Raw genomic sequence first — 18,907 nt, forward strand, 5'->3', positions numbered from 1 at the left:
GGGGTGAGGGAAGATGGGAGCAGGAACGATGGAACAGAAGAAAACGTCGCTGCAGTTAACGGGTATGACATGTGCCGCCTGTGCGAATCGGATTGAGAAGGGTCTAAGTAAAATGGAGGGCGTCCAGGAAGCGAATGTGAATTTTGCGCTGGAAAAAGCGTCGGTTACATTTGATCCGAATGTGGTTTCCGTCCAGCAGATGGAAGAAAAAATTGAAAAGCTGGGTTACGGAACGGCAAAGGAAACCGTGGACCTGCAGCTGATTGGCATGTACTGCGCCGCCTGTGCTACGAAAATCGAGAAAGTGGTAAGCAAGATGCCAGGTGTTAATCAGGCCAACGTCAATTTTGCGCTGGAGACGGCCCGGGTGGAATTCAATCCCGCAGAGGTAAGCCTTAGCGATATTCAACAGCGTGTGGAGAAGCTTGGGTACCAGGCGGTTTCCAAACAGGAGACGCTTGATCAGGAAGGTCACCGCAAGGAGGCCATCACCAAGCAAAAGCGGAAGCTGCTCCTGTCGGCGATTCTGTCGCTGCCGCTGCTCTGGGCCATGGTGAGCCATTTCTCCTTCACCTCCTGGATCTGGATGCCGGATCTGTTCATGAACCCTTGGTTCCAGCTGATCTTGGCCACGCCGGTACAGTTTTTTATCGGAAAACAGTTTTACGTGGGAGCCTATAAGGCTCTCCGCAACAAAAGCGCCAATATGGACGTTCTGGTCGCACTCGGTACCTCAGCAGCCTATTTCTACAGTCTGTATTTAACGATCGATTGGGCCGCTGCCGGAGCAAATGCACACCACGGGCCTGAAATGTACTATGAAACGAGTGCAGTGCTGATCACGCTGGTCATTATGGGGAAACTGTTCGAATCCCTGGCCAAAGGCCGTACATCGGAGGCCATCAAAACCCTGATGGGGCTTCAAGCCAAAACGGCGCTGGTCGTTCGTGACGGTCAGGAGATGACCATCCCGGTGGAACAGGTCCTGGTGGGTGATCTTGTATTGGTGAAGCCGGGTGAGAAAATCCCGGTGGACGGTAAAGTGGTCGAGGGCACGTCGGCGGTAGATGAGTCGATGCTGACAGGTGAAAGCATTCCGGTTGAGAAAAAAGTAGGCGACGCCGTTATCGGCGCCACCATAAACAAGAACGGGCGCTTGACGCTTGAAGCGACGAAAGTGGGTAAAGAGACCGCTCTAGCGCAAATTATCAAGGTGGTTGAGGAAGCCCAAGGTTCCAAGGCTCCGATTCAGCGGGTCGCTGATGTCATCTCCGGCATCTTCGTTCCGATCGTGGTGGGCATTGCGATTGTTGCCTTCCTCGTATGGTACTTCTGGGTAACGCCTGGTAAATTCGCGCAATCGTTAGAAATTGCCATCGCGATTCTGGTTATTGCTTGTCCGTGTGCGTTGGGTCTGGCTACACCGACCTCGATCATGGCCGGGTCGGGCCGCGCTGCAGAACTGGGCGTTCTGTTCAAGGGCGGGGAGCATCTGGAGTCTACCCATAAAATCAATACGATTATTCTGGATAAAACAGGAACGGTAACAAAAGGAAAGCCTGAGTTAACCGATGTGGAGGTTCATAACTTTGATCAAGAGCTGTTCCTTCGTCTGGTCGGATCAGCTGAGAAGAGCTCCGAGCATCCGCTTGCCGAAGCGATTGTGGCCGGGATTGAAGCAAAAGGAACGCGGCTTCCGGCTGCGGAGCATTTTGAAGCCATTCCAGGCTACGGCATCCGTGCCAGCGTGGAAGGACATGAGGTGCTGGTCGGCACACGCAAGCTGATGGCACAGCATAACGTGCCGATTGATTCGATCCTCGGCAGAATGTCGGAGCTTGAAACCGAGGGCAAGACTGCTATGCTGACGGCTGTCGACGGTCAATATGCAGGACTTGTGGCTGTGGCAGATACGATCAAGGAGACGTCCCGTGCTGCCGTAGCGAGATTGAAAGAAATGGGCATCGAGGTCATTATGATTACCGGAGACAATGAACGCACGGCACAGGCCATCGCGAAGCAGGTTGGCATCGACCATGTGCGTGCCGAGGTTCTGCCGGAAGGCAAAGCGGATGAAGTGAAAAAGCTCCAGCAGCAGGGCAAGAAGGTCGCCATGGTCGGCGACGGCATTAACGATGCGCCGGCCCTTGCGGTTGCCGATATCGGCATGGCCATCGGCACTGGCACGGATGTGGCAATGGAAGCCGCTGACGTGACGCTGATGAAGGGCGACCTGAACAGCATTCCGGATGCCATCTACATGAGCCGCAAGACGATGAGCAACATCCGTCAGAACCTGTTCTGGGCGCTGGGCTATAACTCGCTTGGCATTCCGATTGCCGCCATCGGGCTTCTGGCACCTTGGGTGGCCGGGGCGGCCATGGCACTGAGCTCTGTATCGGTCGTGCTGAATGCCCTTCGCCTGCAGCGGATGAAGGTATAACGAAAGCTGGCAGACCTTTTATATAGAGTATGATTGGTAACCGAGCAAGAGAACGATATTTGGGTAACTTGATGGGAGTGTAGACATTTGGCCATGCAAAAATTTGCAGTGACACCCGGCTTTGAAGTGGGCGGAACGCTGTTCCGCCCGGATCAGCTGGCCGTATTGGGCTCCATCGTGGGCGAGGACGCCCGCATTGAGATGACTACCTTTAAGCAGCTCTACGTGGAGATGGATGCAGAGCGGGTGGAAGAAGCCAAGGTGAAGCTGGAAGCTGCCGGACTTCAGGTTCATCCCGCCGGCTTTGTCTCCAAGAGCCTGATCACCTGCAACTTTTGCCGGGGGGCGGAGGATTCGGGACTGGATGTTGCAAAGATGCTGGATGAAGCGATCGCCGATCATCCTGTACCCAATCCGCTAAAGATCGGTTACGCAGGATGCGCGCTTGGTACCAGCGAACCGCTGCTGAAAGATATTGCCGTGATGAAGATGAGAAATACCTATGATATCTATGTTGGTGGAGAGCCGAGAGGGTTGAAAGCTGCTCTGGCGAAGCCGCTGCACACGGATTTAGCGCCGGATCAGCTGGCTCCGATCATCCTGAAGCTGATCGCCGTCTATCAGGAGAACGGCAAGAAGAAAGAGAAGTTCTCCCGCTTCGTGGATCGCATGACGCTCGAGCAGCTGCGTCAACTCACGCTGGATGCGCGGATGGATACGGCAGGATAAACGAAAGGCTTAACAGGCATCACCTTTTGGGTGAATAGGATACGCCGAAACGAGGATGGATATACTTTCAAGAGCACCTGAGGGTGCTCTTTTTTTCTATAGATTAGAACATGCTATCCACTGGAATCCTTGCGTGGATCGATCAAGCGAGATCAACTCTGAAGGTATTTTGTCTTCTCTAATTGCGACATGGGAGCTTTTTTATGTTGTTCTTTTATGGATGAGGACAGTGGGAATAACAACCATATTGGGCATTTTATCGTGGTTGACGATCGATGTGAAAGGGTATACAATTTATATTGTTAAAAGCTTTTAACTATTTAAATTTGTAATATATTTGTAAGGACTTCGTTGTGCATCGAGGTGATGAAACTGGATAAGAGGGAACAATTATCTAACATGGTTGCCCGTCAGATGATGACGCTTGTGGCGAACTATGCCAAGATTCTGGACAATGATTTGACCGGCCCGCAGTACTACGTGCTTCAGACCTTGGCGTATGAGGGGCAGCAGACCAGCTCATATTTTGCCAATGCCTTGAATGTTACGCTTTCGGCTGTGACCAACTTGAGCAACAAGCTGGTCAGTAAGGGTTATATCGAACGGGTGGCGTCAAGCGAGGACAGGCGTCAGGTCTATCTTAAGATTACGGAGCAGGGCCGTGAAGTTGAAGCCCGGATGATTACGAAGTACCGTGAATTAAATGAAGGCTTATGGTCGGATTTCTCGGATCAGGAGATGGATGTGTTAATCGCTTCATACGAGAAGATGATTGAACATTTGCAGCTTAAGATCGGGCAGTCCAAAGAAGATAGCCGAACCAACGACTAAATATTCAGGAGGGTTTCCCATGGGGAGATTAGACAATAAAGTAGCCATCATTACAGGTGCAGCAGGTGGGATGGGTAAAGCTGACGCTCTTTTGTTTGTGCAGGAGGGAGCCAAGGTTGCGATTACGGACCTACAGGAAGACAAGATCAAAGACGTCGTAGCCGAGATTGAAGCCCTTGGCGGCGAAGCGATTGGATTCAAGCACAATGTAGCTTCCGAGGAAGACTGGGTTCGTGTCGTGGACGAGACCGTTCAAAAATTCGGCAAGATCGACATTCTGGTCAACAATGCCGGTGTCTCCAATGCAACGCCGTTCATGGATTTGACGGTAGAGGGCTGGGAGAAGACGATGTCGATTAACGTTACGAGCATATTCCTCGGTCAAAAATATGTCATTCCGCACATGATCGAAGCCGGCGGCGGTTCCATTGTCAACATCTCCTCCATTGCCGGCCTGACAGGGGGCAGCGGCGCCGGTCCTTACACGGCAAGCAAAGGCGCGGTACGCATGCTGACCAAAGCCACGGCCGTGGACTTTGCGAAGCATAACATCCGCTGCAATTCGGTTCACCCCGGCTACATCGAAACGCCAATGACCGTGGATCTGTTCAAGGATGAGCAAATGATGCAGTGGTTCCAATCCCAGACTCCGCTTCCACGCCTGGGCAAAGCGGAGGATATCGCACGCGGCGTATTGTTCCTTGCTTCGGATGAGTCTTCCTATATTACAGGCGTTGAGCTGCCGATTGACGGCGGATATTTCGCGAAGTAAGTCATGCTTTCCATTGACCTGTATTTATGAGCTATAGACAACAGAAACGATAGGGATACAAACTCGGTTAGAACTAATTTTATATTTTCATCAAGGGGAGTGTTGTTTCATGTCCGATAACAAACAGATCGCTGTCATTACCGGCGCAGCCAGCGGGATCGGCAGAGCCAGCAGCTTGAAACTGGCAGAGAACGGTGCAGCGGTAGTGCTCGTTGATTTCAACAAGGAAGCCGGCGAAGAAACGCTGCGTTTGATCAAGGAGCAGGGCGGAGAGGGCATCTTCGTGCAAGCGGACGTTACGAAAACTGAAGATGTCCAGAACTACGTAAACAGGGCGGTTGAAGCTTACGGCCGAATCGATTTCTTCTTCAACAATGCAGGCATCGTGCAGAAGTTTTCGATGCTGGATGATATCGACGAGGACGAATTTGACCGTCAAATGTCCGTGAACGTCAAGGGTGCTTTCCTCGGCATGAAGTATGTGTTGAAAGTCATGAAGGAGCAGGGCAGCGGACATATCGTGAACACCGCTTCCACGGCAGGTATCCGCAGCGAGCACAGTGCAGCCGCTTATTCGGCAAGCAAGCATGCGGTGGTGGGCTTGACGAAGGGAGCAGCGCTGGAATACGTGAAGCAGGGCATTCGCGTGAACGCGATTTGTCCGGGCGGCGTTCAGACGCCGCTTACGGCAGCGGTAGCCAAGTCCTTCATGGAAGGGGGCTACGTGCCTGAGGAAGTGGGCAACATGCGGATGGGACGCCCGGCTGAGGCGGATGAAATCGCGAACGTGGTTGCTTTCCTGGCTTCCCCAGGCTCCAGCTACATGACAGGCTCGCTGGTTACGATTGATGGCGGATTGACGCTGTAATATATATAAAAGACCAGTCAAGCACCGGAATACCGGGTTTGACTGGTCTTTTTGGTATAGCATTTATTTGATGCCGACGACATCCGCCAGCAGCTCATAAGAACGCAGGCGCGCCTCATGATCATAGATGGCGGCCGCGACAATGATTTCGTCCGCATTCGTTGACTGCTGGAACTGCTCCAGCTGCGCGCGGACGGTTGCGGGACTGCCGATGGCAGAGAAGCTCAGCTGGCGCTTCACGATGGCCTGCTCCTGCAGGTTCCATAGATCATCCATGCTGTCCACCGGCGGACTCAGCTGGCCGGTGCGGCCGCGGATGATATTCAGGAACTGCTGGTACGGCGAGGTAGCCAGGCGCTGTGCTTCCTCATCGGTATCGGCACAGATCACGTTCACGCCGATCATGGCATAAGGCTTGCTCAGCTCGGATGAAGGACGGAAGCTGGTGCGGTACAGGTCGAGCGCGGCCATCAGGTAATCGGGGGCAAAGTGGCTCGCAAAAGAGAACGGAAGCCCCAGCTGTCCTGCCAGCTGTGCGCTGAAACCGCTGGAGCCGAGCAGCCAGACCGGTACATGCAGACCTTCGCCGGGAATTGCCCTGACGCGCATGGACGAGCCCGAAGTGGGCTGGAAGTAATTCCGCAGCTCGCCGAGGCGGTCCGGGAAGTCCTGGCCGTCGCTGCCGGGACCGCGGCGAAGCGCCCGGGATGTAAGCTGATCCGATCCCGGCGCACGACCTAAGCCGAGATCGATCCGGCCGGGATAGAGCGATTCCAGGGTGCCGAACTGCTCGGCTATGACCAAGGGAGCGTGGTTCGGCAGCATAATGCCCCCGGCTCCGACGCGGATCTTGCTCGTGCCCCCGGCGACATGGCCAATGACGACCGAAGTGGCCGAACTGGCGATTCCCGGCATATTGTGGTGTTCGGCAAGCCAGTAGCGGTTATACCCCCACTTCTCGGCATGCTGGGCCAGATCGAGCGTATTTCGCAGCGACTGTGCAGCGGTGCTGCCCGCTGTAATCGGGGCGAGATCCAGAATGGAAATAGGGATATCGCGAAGCGTTTTGGGCGCTGTATGATCAAGATGGGGTTCTGTCATATGGAATGACCTCCTTATTCGTGCACTGCACGGTAAGTTGTTATATAGGGAGAAGACAACCGTCTGATTGGATGCCGAAAAATATGAAACCTATTTATCGATAGTTGGTATCCCTATATAACGAACATTATATACCTACTTAATCCATAAGAAAAATATACATCGAAGAACCTTCAGAGAAGCCAGACCGCATTAAGAGGAAATTTTTCTTGCGATTATCGAATGGTTCAGCTTCGCTGAAAACATATGGGCATCGATAATCTAAAGAAAAATATACATCGAAGAACCTTCAGAGAGGCCAGACCGCATTAAGAGGAAATTTTTCTTGCGATTATCGAATGGTTCAGCTTCGCTGAAAACATATGGGCATCGATAATCTAAAGAAAAATATACATCGAAGAACCTTCAGAGAGGCCAGACCGCATTAAGAGGAAATTTTTCTTGCGATTATCGAATGGTTCAGCTTCGCTGAAAACATATGGGCATCGATAATCTAAAGAAAAATATATCGATGTAACTTCAGAGAAGCCGGACACACCTCCGACTAATATATGCTTTCCGAGCCTATCTAAGTAAAAAAGATTGCCATCATCGTTCACGGATATTCTTATCGTGCGAAGACAGCGTAACGGACCATAGAACCTAACCAAGAGGAAAGGCAGCCGGATCACCGGCTGCCTTTGTGCGTCGCTACGAATGGATGGTCTCGGATGACAGCCTATAGGATCGCACCCTATTCGTACTGCAGCTTTCTTTACTCCATGACTGCATCGGCTGGTGGCTCTATTCGCTCCATCCCGTTCATGTATGGTCGGAGCGCCTTCGGTAGGAGAATCGAGCCATCGGCCCGCTGGTGGTTCTCCAGCAGCGGGATAAGAATTCGCGGCGAAGCCACGGCCGTATTATTCAGGGTGTGGCAGTAGCGCAGCTTGCCTTCCGCGTCCCGGTAGCGGATGTTCGAGCGACGCGCCTGAAAGTCGAGCAGATTCGACGACGAGTGGGTCTCCCCATAAGCCCCGCGGCTTGGCATCCACGTCTCGATGTCGTATTGCTTGTACGTTTTTTGCGACATATCCCCGGTACATACGGCAACGACACGGTAAGGCAATTCGAGCTTCTGCAGCAGCTCCTCGGCATTGGCCGTGATTTCTTGTAGAAGCTGTTCCGAGGTTTCCGCGCTGGCTTCGCAGAGAACGACCTGTTCCACCTTGGCGAACTGATGCACCCGGTACAGGCCGTGGACGTCCCGGCCGCCCGAGCCGACCTCGCTCCGGAAGCACAGCGATGCTGCCGCCAGGCGAATCGGCTGCGCCACATCGACGACTTCACCGCCATAGAACGATACGAGCGGCACCTCCGAGGTACCGACGAGCCACTTATCTTGCTCCGTAATTTGAAAAGCCTGATCCTGACCAAGCGGGAAAAAGGCAGTATTCTCCATGGCCTCCGTCCTCACGGTTAACGGTACGTCCATAAGGGTGAAACCCTTGGCGACCAGCATATCCACCGCAAGCTGCTGAACGGCCCGATGCAGCATTGCGCCGATGCCGGTCAGATAGTAGCTGCGCGTGCCGGCGGTTTTGACGCCGCGGGGGATGTCGATCATCCGGTGTTGCTCGCCGAGCGTGACATGATCCCTATATTCATAATCAAACACGGGCGGCTCGCCAACGCGTCTGATCTCTACATTGTCCTCATCCGAAGCTCCGACCGGCGTATCCGGCGAAACGATATTGGGCACAAGGATGAGCAGCTGGGCGTAATCCGCATCGACCTTCCGGTACAACGCTTCCTGCTCGTCAAGCTCCATATTGATATCCTTGACCTGCTGTTTCGTCCGCTCGGCTTCTTCCTGTTTGCCTTGCCGCACGAGCGTGCTGATCTCCTGCGAGATGGCATTGCGCCGCTGCCGCAATCCCTCCACGGTCAGCAGCAGCGTCCGACGCTGGTCATCCAGCCGGACAAGTTCGGCAACCGACAGGGCAATGCCTTTCTGGTCAGCTACTCGCTGCAGTTCTTCCTGATTCTCTGTGCTCTCCCGGATCCATTTCATATCTAGCATGATCACCGCGCTCCTTTTTCTGAAAAAAATAAAAAAGCGTCCTAGTCCATATGGGACGAGGGACGCTTATGCGCTCGCGGTGCCACCCAAATTGATTGAACCGTAACCTTATCACGAAACAGGCGGGTCCGTGTTCAATCCACTTTGATTCCGCGGTAACGGGCGGGTCCGGTTAACTTAGGGGGATGGCTGATCGGTTGAAGGATCGGATCCCCTTGACGAGAACGCCTCGGAGTTGGAAGCTCTTCATCGGCCTGATGTTGATATTGTTGTTCAGTATACCGCATGAGATGTCTTTTATACAAGGGGCTCTTCGGATTTTTGTGCTTCTGTTACATCGAGGCCGCTTTGTTCGCACTTCCCTGCTTCCATCCGGCAGGATGCTCCGCATCCCAGCGGAAGGTCCATGCGGCTGCGCCGAGGATAAGGATCGTGAAGCCTGCGAGGGTCAGCAGGGGCATCCAGATGCCGGAGATACTGCCTTGCGGAGAAACGGCAGTGGACATGGCATCGACCAGGTAGTGGAAAGGCTGCAGTTTCCCCAGGATGACCACCCATGCAGGCGCATGTTCTAAAGAATAGAAAGCTTCACTTGTCAGCAGCATGGGAAAACTCATCAAGTTCGAGATCATGTTGACATTGCCCTCATCCCTGGACAGGTTGGCTGCCAGAAAACCGAGTGCGGTAAAACAAACGGTGCCGATCAGAAGGACAAGCAGCATCAGCGTAAGCCCAGTCAGGCTTAGCCTCACTCCAAGCATAAATAGACTCATGAGAATGACACACACGCTGACGAGCAGTGCCAGCACGGTTCGCGCCCCCGTCATTGCGGTAATGAATGAGACGGTGCGAAAAGGTGTCACCCGCAGCAGCTTATAGATGCCGCGGTTGCGCTGGGCCATGACGTTAAACGCGGTAACCATCGTGGCCCCAAACAAAATGTTGGTTGTCAGCACGCCCGCGAGGAGTCGGTGAGAATAAGCGGCGTCGTTGAAATATAGTCCCAATCCGATCAGCATGGCAATGGGAAACACGATGTTCCAGACCAGGGTATGGGTGTCGCGGAACATGCTCTGCAGCATGGTGGTCATAATGATTCGCATAGATCTTCCTCCTAAGGTTTTGATTCCAATCGGTCGTTATTCCTGTTCATCAGTCAGTTGGATATACAGTTGTTCGAGGCTATCTGTTTGATAATAGCTGAGGAGCTCATCCGGCGTGCCGGAAGCTTTGACCCGCCCATCACAGATGAGCACCAGCCGGGAAGCGAGTTTATGAACCTCCTCCATGTCATGCGAAGTGAAGACAATCGAGGTGCCCTTGTCTGCCAGGGAACGGATCAGCTCCCGGATATCCCGGCGTGCCCGTGGATCCAGTGCAGCGGTGGGCTCATCAAGGAACAGCAGCTTGGGTGTATGGACTAGCGCGATGGCAATGGCGAGTCGTTTCTGTTGGCCTCCCGAGAGCCGAAGCGCATCGGTTTTGGCAGCATCTGCAAGCCCGCAGCTGCTAAGGTGCTCGATGAGCACCGCATCCTTGAGCCGCTTTCCATAGAAAGCAGCGAACATTCGCAGATTCTCAAGGGCCGTAAATCCTGGAAAGAAGGGAGTGGATTGCAGCTGAAGCCCGATATGCGGGGCGGGATCTTTGGTCCAGTAGGTGACCGTGCCGATATCGGGTCGGCGCAAGCCCAGCACCAAATCCAGTGTCGTTGATTTCCCCGCGCCGTTCGGCCCGATGATCGCAAGCACTTCACCTTCCCGTATATCCAGAGCCACATCATGTACGACCGTTCGCTGACCATAGGTTTTTCTTAAACCTTTCGCTTGAATGAGAGTAGGTAACATCATCTCGTGTTCACGCTCCTTATTAACCAATATTATATATCCAATGTTGGATATTGACCGGAAATGAAAGCCGCAGCTGATGCTGAGGCTTATTCCTGAACGAGTGTTATGATTTTGTTGAGAAAGGCGATGTCCTGTTCCAGGATCGAGATCGCATTGTCGAAGGTGGCCAGGGCGATTTTGGATAAGCCGTACTGTCCCTTGATTTCTTTACCTGAACGCCATTGTGCCAGCGATTCTTCCACCTGCTTGAGGTTCTGCTGCAGCAATTCAACCGCTTCCTGCTTCGGAATGCTCTCGATCCAGACCAAACCGAGAGAGAAGTCGGATTTGACAGTGTGGGGAGGAAGCGTCAAGGTTTCACGGATCATCTTCTGGAATAACTTCTCGCCATCATCCGTAATACTGTAAATTTTACGAAGTCTCGCACCGGTCCGCTCTTCAGCAGTGGCTGCAATCAGACCGTCGCTTTCCATCTTGTTAAGTGCATAATAGATGGAGCCGGACAGTATATTCGTCCATATGTCCATACGGCTGGCCTGAATAAGCTGCTGAATTTCGTAGCCGTGCATCGGACGCTGGCGCAGGAATGAGAGCAGGATGAGGTTGGTCATGTTGGGTCACTTCCTTAGGATGTGTATGTAAAGAAGAAGTTCATAACTGGATATCCAACGTTGGATATATTGATAGTAATTATAGAGTCGATGGAATCAATTGTCAATAACCTGCAGAAAAATAGGTAAATGTCCCAAATGGATTGAATGAAAGCGATTTAACGTTTAGTCTAGTAGTGTGAACTAGTATGGCAGTTGGATGAGGAGGCTATAACGTCGATGAATTACAGACAATTGGGAAATACGGAGCTTCACATTAGCGAGGTCAGCTTCGGCACATGGGCGATCGGAGGCTCATGGGGGCAAACCGATGATCAGGAAGCCTTGAAGGGATTGGACCGCGCCATCGGCGAGGGCGTGAACTTCTTCGATACCGCCGACGTGTATGGCGATGGGCATGCCGAGGATTTGCTCGCTCGAGCAACCAAAGGGAAGGAAGATTCCGTGCATGTCGCCACCAAGTTTTGCCGAGCGGGTGATATTCACGATCTTCAGACCTATTCCGAAGCGTCGATCCGTCGTTATTGCGAGAACAGCCTGAAGCGGCTGCAGCGTGAACGGATTGATCTCTATCAGGTTCACTGCCCTCCCTTCGAGGTGTTGAAGGACGGGCGAGTGTTTGAAGTGCTGGACAAGCTGCAGGCTGAGGGGAAAATCCGGCATTACGGCGTCAGCGTGGAGACGGTGGAGGAAGGTTTGTTTTGCTTGGGGGTACCTGGCGTAAGGTCGCTGCAGGTTATCTTCAATCTGTTCCGCCAAAAACCGCTGGCCCAGCTGCTCCCGAAAGCCAAAGCGTCGGGCGTCGGCATTTTGGTGCGCTTGCCGCTTGCCAGCGGTCTGTTAACCGGGAAGTTTACGGAGACCACCACCTTCAGCGAAGGGGATCACCGGAATTTCAATGCGAACGGGGAGCAGTTTAACGTGGGCGAGACCTTTGCCGGCCTGCGGTTCGAAAAAGGGGTTGAGCTCGCCAGAAAGCTCGCTTGGATTGCCGAGGGCCGAGGCGACATGGCCCGTGCATCCATGCGATGGATTCTGGACTGTCCCGAGGTCACCGCCGTGATTCCCGGCTTCCGCAACGTCCGCCAGATCGAAGACAATCTGGGCACGCTGGACGTGCCTTCGTTCAGTATGGAGGAGAAAGAGCGCCTTGCGCTTTTTTATCAGGAGCAGGTAGCGATGCACATCCGCGGTGCCTATTAAGCCGAAATCCGAAGTACATCGTAGAGAAGCTCCCCGATCATTCGGGGGGCTTTTTGTGTAGGAGGAGAGCCTTGTACAGGACGATTGCAGCTGCCGCAGTGCTGCTTTAAAGCATATCCTATGCTTGATCATGGTAATGATACTATAATATAGGCAAGATTCTGAATCGGAATGTGTTCAGCAGGAGGATTGCCGTTTTGAATGACTTGTTGAAGCGGGAGCATGACATCATCAAGGTTTGCTTGTTAGCAGGAAAAATTATGTTGCAAAGCGGTGCGGAAACCTATCGGGTCGAGGATACGATGATGCGGATCGCTGCGGCTTTCGGCGTAGAGAACAGCCACAGCTATATGACTCCGACCGGGATTATCTTCTCAGTGGAGGAGCCTCAGCATATTACGCGGCTCATTCGTATTTCGGATCGGACAACCAATCTCGATAAGATCCATCAGGTCAACAGCGTGTCCCGGAGCATAAGCCTCGGTGAGCTGACGATTGAAGAGGCACACAGGGCGCTTGAGAAAATCGAGCATGAACAGGCGATTTATCCGACATGGCTGTTGATTCTCCTGTCCGCGATCGCAAGTGGCTGCTTTCTCATTATGTTTCGCGGCATCTGGCCGGATTTCGTACCGGCGGCCATAGCGGGCGGTCTTGGCTTCTCCTGCTTTGTATTTATGCATCGGGTCATACCGGTGCGATTCTTCGCCGAATTCTCTGGAGCCCTGGTCATCGGCATAACCTCCGTATGGATGGTTAGATACGGACTCGGCCATCAGCTGGATACGATCATTATCAGTTCCGTGATGCCGCTGGTACCGGGCTTGCTGATCACGAATGCTATCCGCGATCTGATGGCGGGGCATTTGATATCCGGCTTGTCCAAAGGCGCGGAGGCATTTGTTACGTCCTTTGCCATCGGTGCAGGGATTGCGTTTACGTTGTCATTCTAAGAGATGAGTGAGTGGAGGTGAAGATGGTGGCAACCTTTTATATACAGCAGCTCATCACGAGTTTTGTTGCTTCGGCGGCCTTCGGGATCCTATTTAACGTACCCAAAAAAGCACTGCTGCAGTGCGGGTTTGCGGGCATGGTGGGCTGGCTGCTCTACATTCTGTTGCAGAACATGATGGTTGAGCCGGTGACGGCTACCGTGTTTGCGGCTTTTTGCGTGACGATGATCAGCCATTTTTTCGCCAAAAAATACAAGACTCCCATTATCGTGTTCAGCGTGTCTGGGATTATTCCGCTGGTACCGGGCGGTGTTGCATATAATGCCCTTCGCCATGTGGCCCAGAATCAATTCGATCAGGCCGTCCAGCTGGGGGCGCAAGCGTTCATGATTTCAGGCGCCATCGCGCTGGGTTTGCTGCTGTCTGAGGTGACCAATCAGGTCATCCGGAAGTGGTCCATAACCCGGAGAAGAGCCGGAAAACCCAATTCGACCGGCTCATCGTAGGATCTTGCGATTTAGAGAGACCTAACTAACACATCAGGATGCTGAACATGTTCGGATGTTTTGGCTTGCAGCTGCTTACTGACCGTATCTTTCGCTTAACTGCGAGGGATATGGTTTTTTTTGAGTGCATTGAAGGGTATGTCCCCTGCGTGAAAATTTTACATAAGTTTCATGTTATTCCTTTTTATTGTCCAAATCCTCGCTGTGCTATATAATCTTTACTGCATGAAATGAAACCGCATTCACATCTATCCTATCTATCGATATCGTCTACTGACCGACAGTTGAAGATTCCTAGTCTACCAAAGAAGAGGGATGTCCATGCAGGAGTTGACGCTGCATCTGTTCGAACGGATGGGCATGCTGCTCATCCTGACGTTTATACTGACGAGAATTCCGCTGTTCCGCCAATTGCTGGACCGCAAAGAGATGTCCGGCACGCGGATGTTCATCTATTCCTGTCTGTTTGGCCTCTTCGGCATCCTTGGGGTGTATGCAGGCGTTGTCGTGGAGAATGGCGAATCGAGCTCCTCCTTCTGGCTGATGCGGCTGACGGAGGAGCAGGCTCTGGCCCATTCCGCCCTGGTCGGCGTTGTAATTGGCGGGCTGATCGGCGGGCCCCGCGTTGGCATCGGGGGCGGGCTTCTGGCAGGAGCCCATCTCCTGTATATCGGCGGCTACACGGGGCTGGCAGGAGCGATCGCCGTACCGCTTACGGGCGCCCTGGCAGGGGGCGTGGCCCGATTCTTCTCGCAGGAGCGGGTGATCTCGCCGGCAAAAGCGTTATTCGTCGGCATGTTCGCCCCGATCCTGCACATGGGAGTTATTTTGATCTGTGCGGATGAGCCGGACCGCGCGGTGGAGCTGGTCAACCTGATCGGTCTGCCGATGGTGCTGACCAACAGCATATCGATTGCGATCTTCACGACGATGCTTCGAGTCGCGCTCACCGAGGAAGAGCGGGCAGCCGCGTACGAGACGGAGAAGGCATTCCATATCGCGGAAGCGGCGCTGCCGCATCTGAAGCAGGGCTTGACGTACCGTACCGCACAGGCCGTGGCCACCTTGCTGCTGCGCGAGCTGAAAACAACGGCCGTCGCCATTACGGATACGGAGCGGTTCCTGGCCCATGCCGGTGCCGCCAGCCGTACCATTGATCCCGGAGAAGAGATCACATCCGACTTGACCAAGAATGTCATTGCGACCGGCGAGCTTCGGATCATAGAGAATGCGGAAGATATTCAGCCTCGTCATCCGGCGCTCGGCGCCGCCATTCTTGTCCCGATGATCGAGGGTCACGAGATCGTGGGCGTTATTCAGTTCTATTTCAAGCGGCCCCAGGATATTCGGCGCGTCGAGCTGGTGATGGCCCAAGGGCTTGGACAGCTCATTTCCTATCAGCTCGGGGCCACGGCTCACGAGAAGATGAGCCATTTAATGAAAGAGGCGGAGCTGAAGCTTCTGCAGGCGCAGATCAATCCCCATTTTCTGTTCAATACGCTCAACGCGATCCATTCGTTGATCCGGAGCGATCCGCTGCTGGCAAGGCATGCCACGATGCAGCTGGGGGCGTTCATGCGCTTGAACGTCAAGGTCATGGCCTCCCGCAGAACGACCATTCGTGAGGAAATGGAACTGTTGAATGCCTATCTGGACATTATTCAAATCCGGTTCGAGGATCAGTTCACGTTTGAATGCCAGCTGGATCCGGTGCTTGGCGAGCTTATGATTCCGCCTGCAACGCTGCAAATGCTGGTGGAGAACAGCATTAAGCACGGCTTGCGCGATAAGGCGAGCGGGGGCATCATCCAGCTGACCCTAAAGCGTGCGGGCGATCTGGCGGTTGTACAACTGCGGGACAACGGGGCAGGTATCTCGCCTGAGGTGCTGGACAGTCTCGGCGAACAGCCGATCATCGGCAGCGAGGGGACGGGAAACGGCATTTACAATATCAATCAGCGTTTAATCAGCATGTTTGGCAAGGAGGCCAGACTCATCGTAGAAAATCTTGCAGAGGGCGGATGCAGCATATCCTTCAGCATCCCCTGCAGTCTATCGGAAGGGAGCCGGTACCGTGAAGCGAATTAAAGCGATGATAGCCGAAGACGAACGATTGGCAAGGGAGGAGCTGGCTTACCTGCTGGAACAGGAGCCTGATATCGAGCTGCTTCCTCATGCCGCGAACGGCCGGGAACTGCTTGAGCTGGTTCCCTTACGGCAGCCGGATGTCGTCTTTCTCGACGTTCATATGCCGGAGCTTGAAGGGTTGCAGGCTGCGCGAATGCTGAAAGCCTCCCCGATCTCGCCCTTCATTGTGTTTACGACAGCCTATGACGAGTATGCTGTCGAGGCGTTTGGTCTGAATGCGATTGATTATCTGCTGAAGCCTTACAGCCATATGCGATTAAAGGAAACCCTGCAGCGAATACGCAGCAGGGTTCATGAAGGGCAAGCCCCGAAAAAGCAGGAAGCCTATGATGTCGTCCCACAGGCAGCCTCGTATCCTTCCACTGAGGTTGCTCCCCGCAGCATGCGCGGTAAGCTGCTGTTCGATGATGGGGACAAGCATGTGCTCGTCGATCCCGAGGCGATACTGTACGCGGTGCGCGAGGAACGGGTCATTCGGATCTGGACGGCGGAAGGCCAGCGGATTACGAGCAAGAGCACGCTGCAGGAGCTGGAGGAGAAGCTCGCGGGGTACTCGTTCTTTCGTCCTCATCGCAGTTACCTGGTTAACGTGAACCGTATCGCGGAGCTGTCCCCTTGGCAGAATGGTGCTTACAATATTGTGCTGAAGGATGAGCAGCGGACAATGATTCCTTTGTCGCGTGAGGCCGCAAGGGATTTGTTCCGGTTGTTAAGAGAGGCATAGGGAGGAGTGCGGAAGGACGGTGATGGTCTCCCGGTTCAGGCGGCATATCCGCCCTTTCGCACACCCTATCGGACGTTTCGCGCAGGAGATGTGGTCGCGGGCAATCCTCCTGTATATAATCATTCTAAAGCGCTTTCATTCATGGGAGACGCCATAGAATCCTGATCGTTAATGGAGGGAAAGGCAATGGAAGAAAAAAGCTATACCGAAGTATGGCATTCTGAAAAATTCAAAACGCTGCTCTCCCGCAAGAAACGGTTCATTATTCCGATGACCGTCTTTTTTCTTCTGTTTTACTTTGCGCTGCCGATTCTCACTTCGTACACCGACGTGTTGAACCACCCTGCGATCGGCCCGATCACGTGGGCATGGGTATTTGCATTCGCGCAGTTCATCATGACATGGGTCTTGTGTATCCTGTACTCCCGCAAGGCGGCCCAGTTCGATCGTATGGTAGACGATATTAAAAAGGATATGGGGGCGTAATCGACTATGGCTATCGCGTTGTTTTGCGGAATTGTATTGCTCACGCTGATCATAACGTACTACGCTGCCAAGAAAACAACCAACACCAGCGACTTCTATACGGCAGGCGGAGGGCTCAAGGGCTGGCAGAATGGGACAGCCATTGCCGGCGACTATATGTCTGCTGCTTCCTTCCTTGGCATCGCAGGCTCGATCGCGTTAGTCGGCTTTGACGGCTTCTTTTATAGCATCGGTTTCCTTGTAGCTTACCTGGTGGTGCTGTACCTTGTCGCCGAGCCGCTTCGGAACCTCGGGAAGTATACAGTGGCGGATATGATTGCCGCTCGTTTCTCCGACAAGAAAGTTCGCGGCGTTGCAGCGCTGAATACGATTTCGATCTCCATCTTCTACATGATCGCGCAGTTGGTTGGGGCAGGCGCACTGATTAAGCTTTTGCTGGGACTGGACTATGTCACATCCGTTCTGATTGTCGGCGTGCTCATGACGATCTATGTTGTCTTCGGCGGCATGCATGCCACGAGCTGGGTTCAGATCTCGAAAGCCGTGCTGCTCATGGCTGGCACGTTCATCATCTCGCTGATCGTATTCGCCAAATTCGATTTCAGCCTGACCCAGATGTTCCATCATATGAAGACGGCTACGCCGCTGCAGGAGGCATTCCTGAACCCGGGGAATAAATACAAAATCCCGCTGGAGACGCTGTCGCTCAACCTTGCGCTCGTACTCGGCACGGCAGGTCTGCCGCATATTTTGACCCGTTTCTTTACCGTTAAGGACGCCAAGACGGCACGCAGCTCCGTGGTATACGCTACCTGGATTATCGGCATCTTCTATGTCATGACGATCTTTCTCGGTTTTGGGGCTGCCGCCTTTGTAGGCGCGGCGGATATTACCGAGGTCGATAAAGCGGGTAACATGGCTGCCCCGCTCCTGGCCAAAGCGATTGGCGGCGATTTCCTGTTCGCGCTCATCTCGGCGGTTGCGTTCGCGACAATCCTCGCCGTGGTGACGGGGCTTGTGCTGTCCGCGGCATCCGCCTTCGCCCATGATTTCTACGGCCAAATCGTGCGCCGCGGCGAATCGTCGGAGAAGGAGCAGCTGAAGATGGCACGGTACGCATCGATTGGCGTATCCATAGTCTCCATTCTGCTCGCGCTGTTTGCCCAGAAGATGAACGTGGCCTTCCTTGTCTCGCTCGCTTTCGCTGTTGCGGCCAGCGCGAATTTACCGGTCATCCTGTTCACGGTGTTCTGGAAGAGGTTTAATACGACAGGCGCAGTGACCGGGATGCTGACCGGGCTGATCAGCACGGTGATTCTTGTGGCGCTTAGTCCGAATATATGGGATCCGGCCGGAAAGGCGATTTTGATTGGCGATCCGATCTTTCCGATGAGCAACCCGGGCATCATCTCTATTCCGCTTGGCTTTCTGGCAGCTTATATCGGCACACTGTTATCCTCTTCCAAGGATGAAGCGAAGTATGCCGAAGTGCTGGTCAAGGCCAATACGGGCGCGTAATCCGGATTCGATTCTTTGACCAAAAAGGGTGTATCCAGCTGCTTGGCAGCATGGGAGATCGCCCTTTTTTTGTCATTTTATCGTAAAATAAGATATAACATG

The 18,907-nt window shown here is 53.5% G+C and carries 17 protein-coding genes; 12 read left to right on the top strand and 5 right to left on the bottom strand.

Features of this window, described 5'->3' with window-relative positions; genetic code table 11:
* Nucleotides 1-13: 13 nt before the first annotated feature.
* The 5 genes from AK95_RS04245 (at nucleotide 14) to AK95_RS04265 (ending at nucleotide 5,643) form a co-directional block, all read left to right on the top strand.
* The gene (locus AK95_RS04245; RefSeq protein WP_071218724.1) at nucleotides 14-2,443 is read left to right on the top strand and encodes a heavy metal translocating P-type ATPase; all 2,430 of its coding nucleotides are present in this window, start codon (nucleotides 14-16) and stop codon (nucleotides 2,441-2,443) included.
* Nucleotides 2,444-2,530: 87 nt separating this feature from the next.
* On the top strand, nucleotides 2,531-3,172 hold the full coding sequence (locus AK95_RS04250) for an NAD(P)/FAD-dependent oxidoreductase (protein WP_071218725.1): 642 nt from the start codon (nucleotides 2,531-2,533) through the stop codon (nucleotides 3,170-3,172).
* Nucleotides 3,173-3,538: 366 nt separating this feature from the next.
* A complete protein-coding gene (locus AK95_RS04255; protein ID WP_235612988.1) occupies nucleotides 3,539-4,003 on the top strand; it encodes a MarR family winged helix-turn-helix transcriptional regulator in 465 nt (154 codons plus the stop codon).
* Between the two features lie 19 nt (nucleotides 4,004-4,022).
* Nucleotides 4,023-4,775: an SDR family NAD(P)-dependent oxidoreductase gene (locus tag AK95_RS04260; RefSeq protein ID WP_071218727.1), complete on the top strand. Its 753-nt coding sequence runs from the start codon at nucleotides 4,023-4,025 to the stop codon at nucleotides 4,773-4,775.
* A gap of 109 nt (nucleotides 4,776-4,884) precedes the next feature.
* A complete protein-coding gene (locus tag AK95_RS04265; RefSeq protein ID WP_071218728.1) occupies nucleotides 4,885-5,643 on the top strand; it encodes an SDR family NAD(P)-dependent oxidoreductase in 759 nt (252 codons plus the stop codon).
* Nucleotides 5,644-5,706: 63 nt separating this feature from the next.
* On the opposite strand, the gene AK95_RS04270 is transcribed toward AK95_RS04265, so the two are convergent.
* The 5 genes from AK95_RS04270 to AK95_RS04290 form a co-directional block, all read right to left on the bottom strand.
* Nucleotides 5,707-6,744, bottom strand: coding sequence for an LLM class flavin-dependent oxidoreductase (locus tag AK95_RS04270; RefSeq protein WP_071218729.1), 1,038 nt, complete (start codon nucleotides 6,742-6,744; stop codon nucleotides 5,707-5,709).
* Between the two features lie 754 nt (nucleotides 6,745-7,498).
* Nucleotides 7,499-8,806: a serine--tRNA ligase gene (gene serS / locus AK95_RS04275; protein ID WP_071218730.1), complete on the bottom strand. Its 1,308-nt coding sequence runs from the start codon at nucleotides 8,804-8,806 to the stop codon at nucleotides 7,499-7,501.
* 332 nt (nucleotides 8,807-9,138) lie between these two features.
* Complete coding sequence (locus AK95_RS04280; RefSeq protein WP_071218731.1) at nucleotides 9,139-9,909, bottom strand: ABC transporter permease; 771 nt, start codon at nucleotides 9,907-9,909, stop codon at nucleotides 9,139-9,141.
* Between the two features lie 36 nt (nucleotides 9,910-9,945).
* Nucleotides 9,946-10,656 (bottom strand): ABC transporter ATP-binding protein, encoded by a 711-nt coding sequence (locus AK95_RS04285; RefSeq protein WP_071218732.1) that lies wholly within the window; start codon nucleotides 10,654-10,656, stop codon nucleotides 9,946-9,948.
* Nucleotides 10,657-10,742: 86 nt separating this feature from the next.
* Nucleotides 10,743-11,267 (bottom strand): PadR family transcriptional regulator, encoded by a 525-nt coding sequence (locus tag AK95_RS04290; RefSeq protein ID WP_071218733.1) that lies wholly within the window; start codon nucleotides 11,265-11,267, stop codon nucleotides 10,743-10,745.
* Between the two features lie 219 nt (nucleotides 11,268-11,486).
* Between AK95_RS04290 and AK95_RS04295 the strand changes: the two genes are divergently transcribed.
* From AK95_RS04295 to AK95_RS04325, 7 genes are all read left to right on the top strand, one after another.
* On the top strand, nucleotides 11,487-12,470 hold the full coding sequence (locus tag AK95_RS04295; RefSeq protein ID WP_071218734.1) for an aldo/keto reductase: 984 nt from the start codon (nucleotides 11,487-11,489) through the stop codon (nucleotides 12,468-12,470).
* Between the two features lie 197 nt (nucleotides 12,471-12,667).
* A complete protein-coding gene (locus AK95_RS04300; protein WP_071218735.1) occupies nucleotides 12,668-13,423 on the top strand; it encodes a threonine/serine exporter family protein in 756 nt (251 codons plus the stop codon).
* Between the two features lie 23 nt (nucleotides 13,424-13,446).
* On the top strand, nucleotides 13,447-13,929 hold the full coding sequence (locus AK95_RS04305) for a threonine/serine exporter family protein (RefSeq protein WP_071218736.1): 483 nt from the start codon (nucleotides 13,447-13,449) through the stop codon (nucleotides 13,927-13,929).
* A gap of 321 nt (nucleotides 13,930-14,250) precedes the next feature.
* On the top strand, nucleotides 14,251-16,017 hold the full coding sequence (locus AK95_RS04310) for a LytS/YhcK type 5TM receptor domain-containing protein (protein ID WP_071218737.1): 1,767 nt from the start codon (nucleotides 14,251-14,253) through the stop codon (nucleotides 16,015-16,017).
* A complete protein-coding gene (locus AK95_RS04315; RefSeq protein WP_083397522.1) occupies nucleotides 16,004-16,801 on the top strand; it encodes a LytR/AlgR family response regulator transcription factor in 798 nt (265 codons plus the stop codon). The genes AK95_RS04310 and AK95_RS04315 overlap by 14 nt, the downstream gene beginning before the upstream one ends.
* 186 nt (nucleotides 16,802-16,987) lie before the next feature.
* Nucleotides 16,988-17,287 carry a DUF485 domain-containing protein gene (locus AK95_RS04320; RefSeq protein ID WP_071218738.1) on the top strand — a complete coding sequence of 100 codons (300 nt, stop codon included), beginning with the start codon at nucleotides 16,988-16,990 and terminating at the stop codon, nucleotides 17,285-17,287.
* A 6-nt stretch (nucleotides 17,288-17,293) separates the two neighbouring features.
* The gene (locus AK95_RS04325; RefSeq protein WP_071218739.1) at nucleotides 17,294-18,805 is read left to right on the top strand and encodes a solute symporter family protein; all 1,512 of its coding nucleotides are present in this window, start codon (nucleotides 17,294-17,296) and stop codon (nucleotides 18,803-18,805) included.
* Nucleotides 18,806-18,907 lie beyond the last annotated feature (102 nt).

The sequence above is a fragment of the Paenibacillus sp. LC231 genome (assembly GCF_001860525.1).
Lineage (GTDB): Bacteria > Bacillota > Bacilli > Paenibacillales > Paenibacillaceae > Paenibacillus_AQ.

What these genes read in the sequence shown, in the direction of transcription:
- AK95_RS04245 (WP_071218724.1), top strand. Translation starts at nt 14, where the DNA reads ATGGGAGCAGGAACGATGGAACAGAAGAAAACGTCGCTGCAGTTAACG.
- AK95_RS04255 (WP_235612988.1), top strand. Translation starts at nt 3,539, where the DNA reads ATGAAACTGGATAAGAGGGAACAATTATCTAACATGGTTGCCCGTCAG.
- AK95_RS04260 (WP_071218727.1), top strand. Translation starts at nt 4,023, where the DNA reads ATGGGGAGATTAGACAATAAAGTAGCCATCATTACAGGTGCAGCAGGT.
- AK95_RS04265 (WP_071218728.1), top strand. Translation starts at nt 4,885, where the DNA reads ATGTCCGATAACAAACAGATCGCTGTCATTACCGGCGCAGCCAGCGGG.
- AK95_RS04270 (WP_071218729.1), bottom strand. Translation starts at nt 6,744, where the DNA reads ATGACAGAACCCCATCTTGATCATACAGCGCCCAAAACGCTTCGCGAT.
- serS (WP_071218730.1), bottom strand. Translation starts at nt 8,806, where the DNA reads ATGCTAGATATGAAATGGATCCGGGAGAGCACAGAGAATCAGGAAGAA.
- AK95_RS04280 (WP_071218731.1), bottom strand. Translation starts at nt 9,909, where the DNA reads ATGCGAATCATTATGACCACCATGCTGCAGAGCATGTTCCGCGACACC.
- AK95_RS04285 (WP_071218732.1), bottom strand. Translation starts at nt 10,656, where the DNA reads ATGATGTTACCTACTCTCATTCAAGCGAAAGGTTTAAGAAAAACCTAT.
- AK95_RS04290 (WP_071218733.1), bottom strand. Translation starts at nt 11,267, where the DNA reads ATGACCAACCTCATCCTGCTCTCATTCCTGCGCCAGCGTCCGATGCAC.
- AK95_RS04295 (WP_071218734.1), top strand. Translation starts at nt 11,487, where the DNA reads ATGAATTACAGACAATTGGGAAATACGGAGCTTCACATTAGCGAGGTC.
- AK95_RS04305 (WP_071218736.1), top strand. Translation starts at nt 13,447, where the DNA reads ATGGTGGCAACCTTTTATATACAGCAGCTCATCACGAGTTTTGTTGCT.
- AK95_RS04310 (WP_071218737.1), top strand. Translation starts at nt 14,251, where the DNA reads ATGCAGGAGTTGACGCTGCATCTGTTCGAACGGATGGGCATGCTGCTC.
- AK95_RS04320 (WP_071218738.1), top strand. Translation starts at nt 16,988, where the DNA reads ATGGAAGAAAAAAGCTATACCGAAGTATGGCATTCTGAAAAATTCAAA.
- AK95_RS04325 (WP_071218739.1), top strand. Translation starts at nt 17,294, where the DNA reads ATGGCTATCGCGTTGTTTTGCGGAATTGTATTGCTCACGCTGATCATA.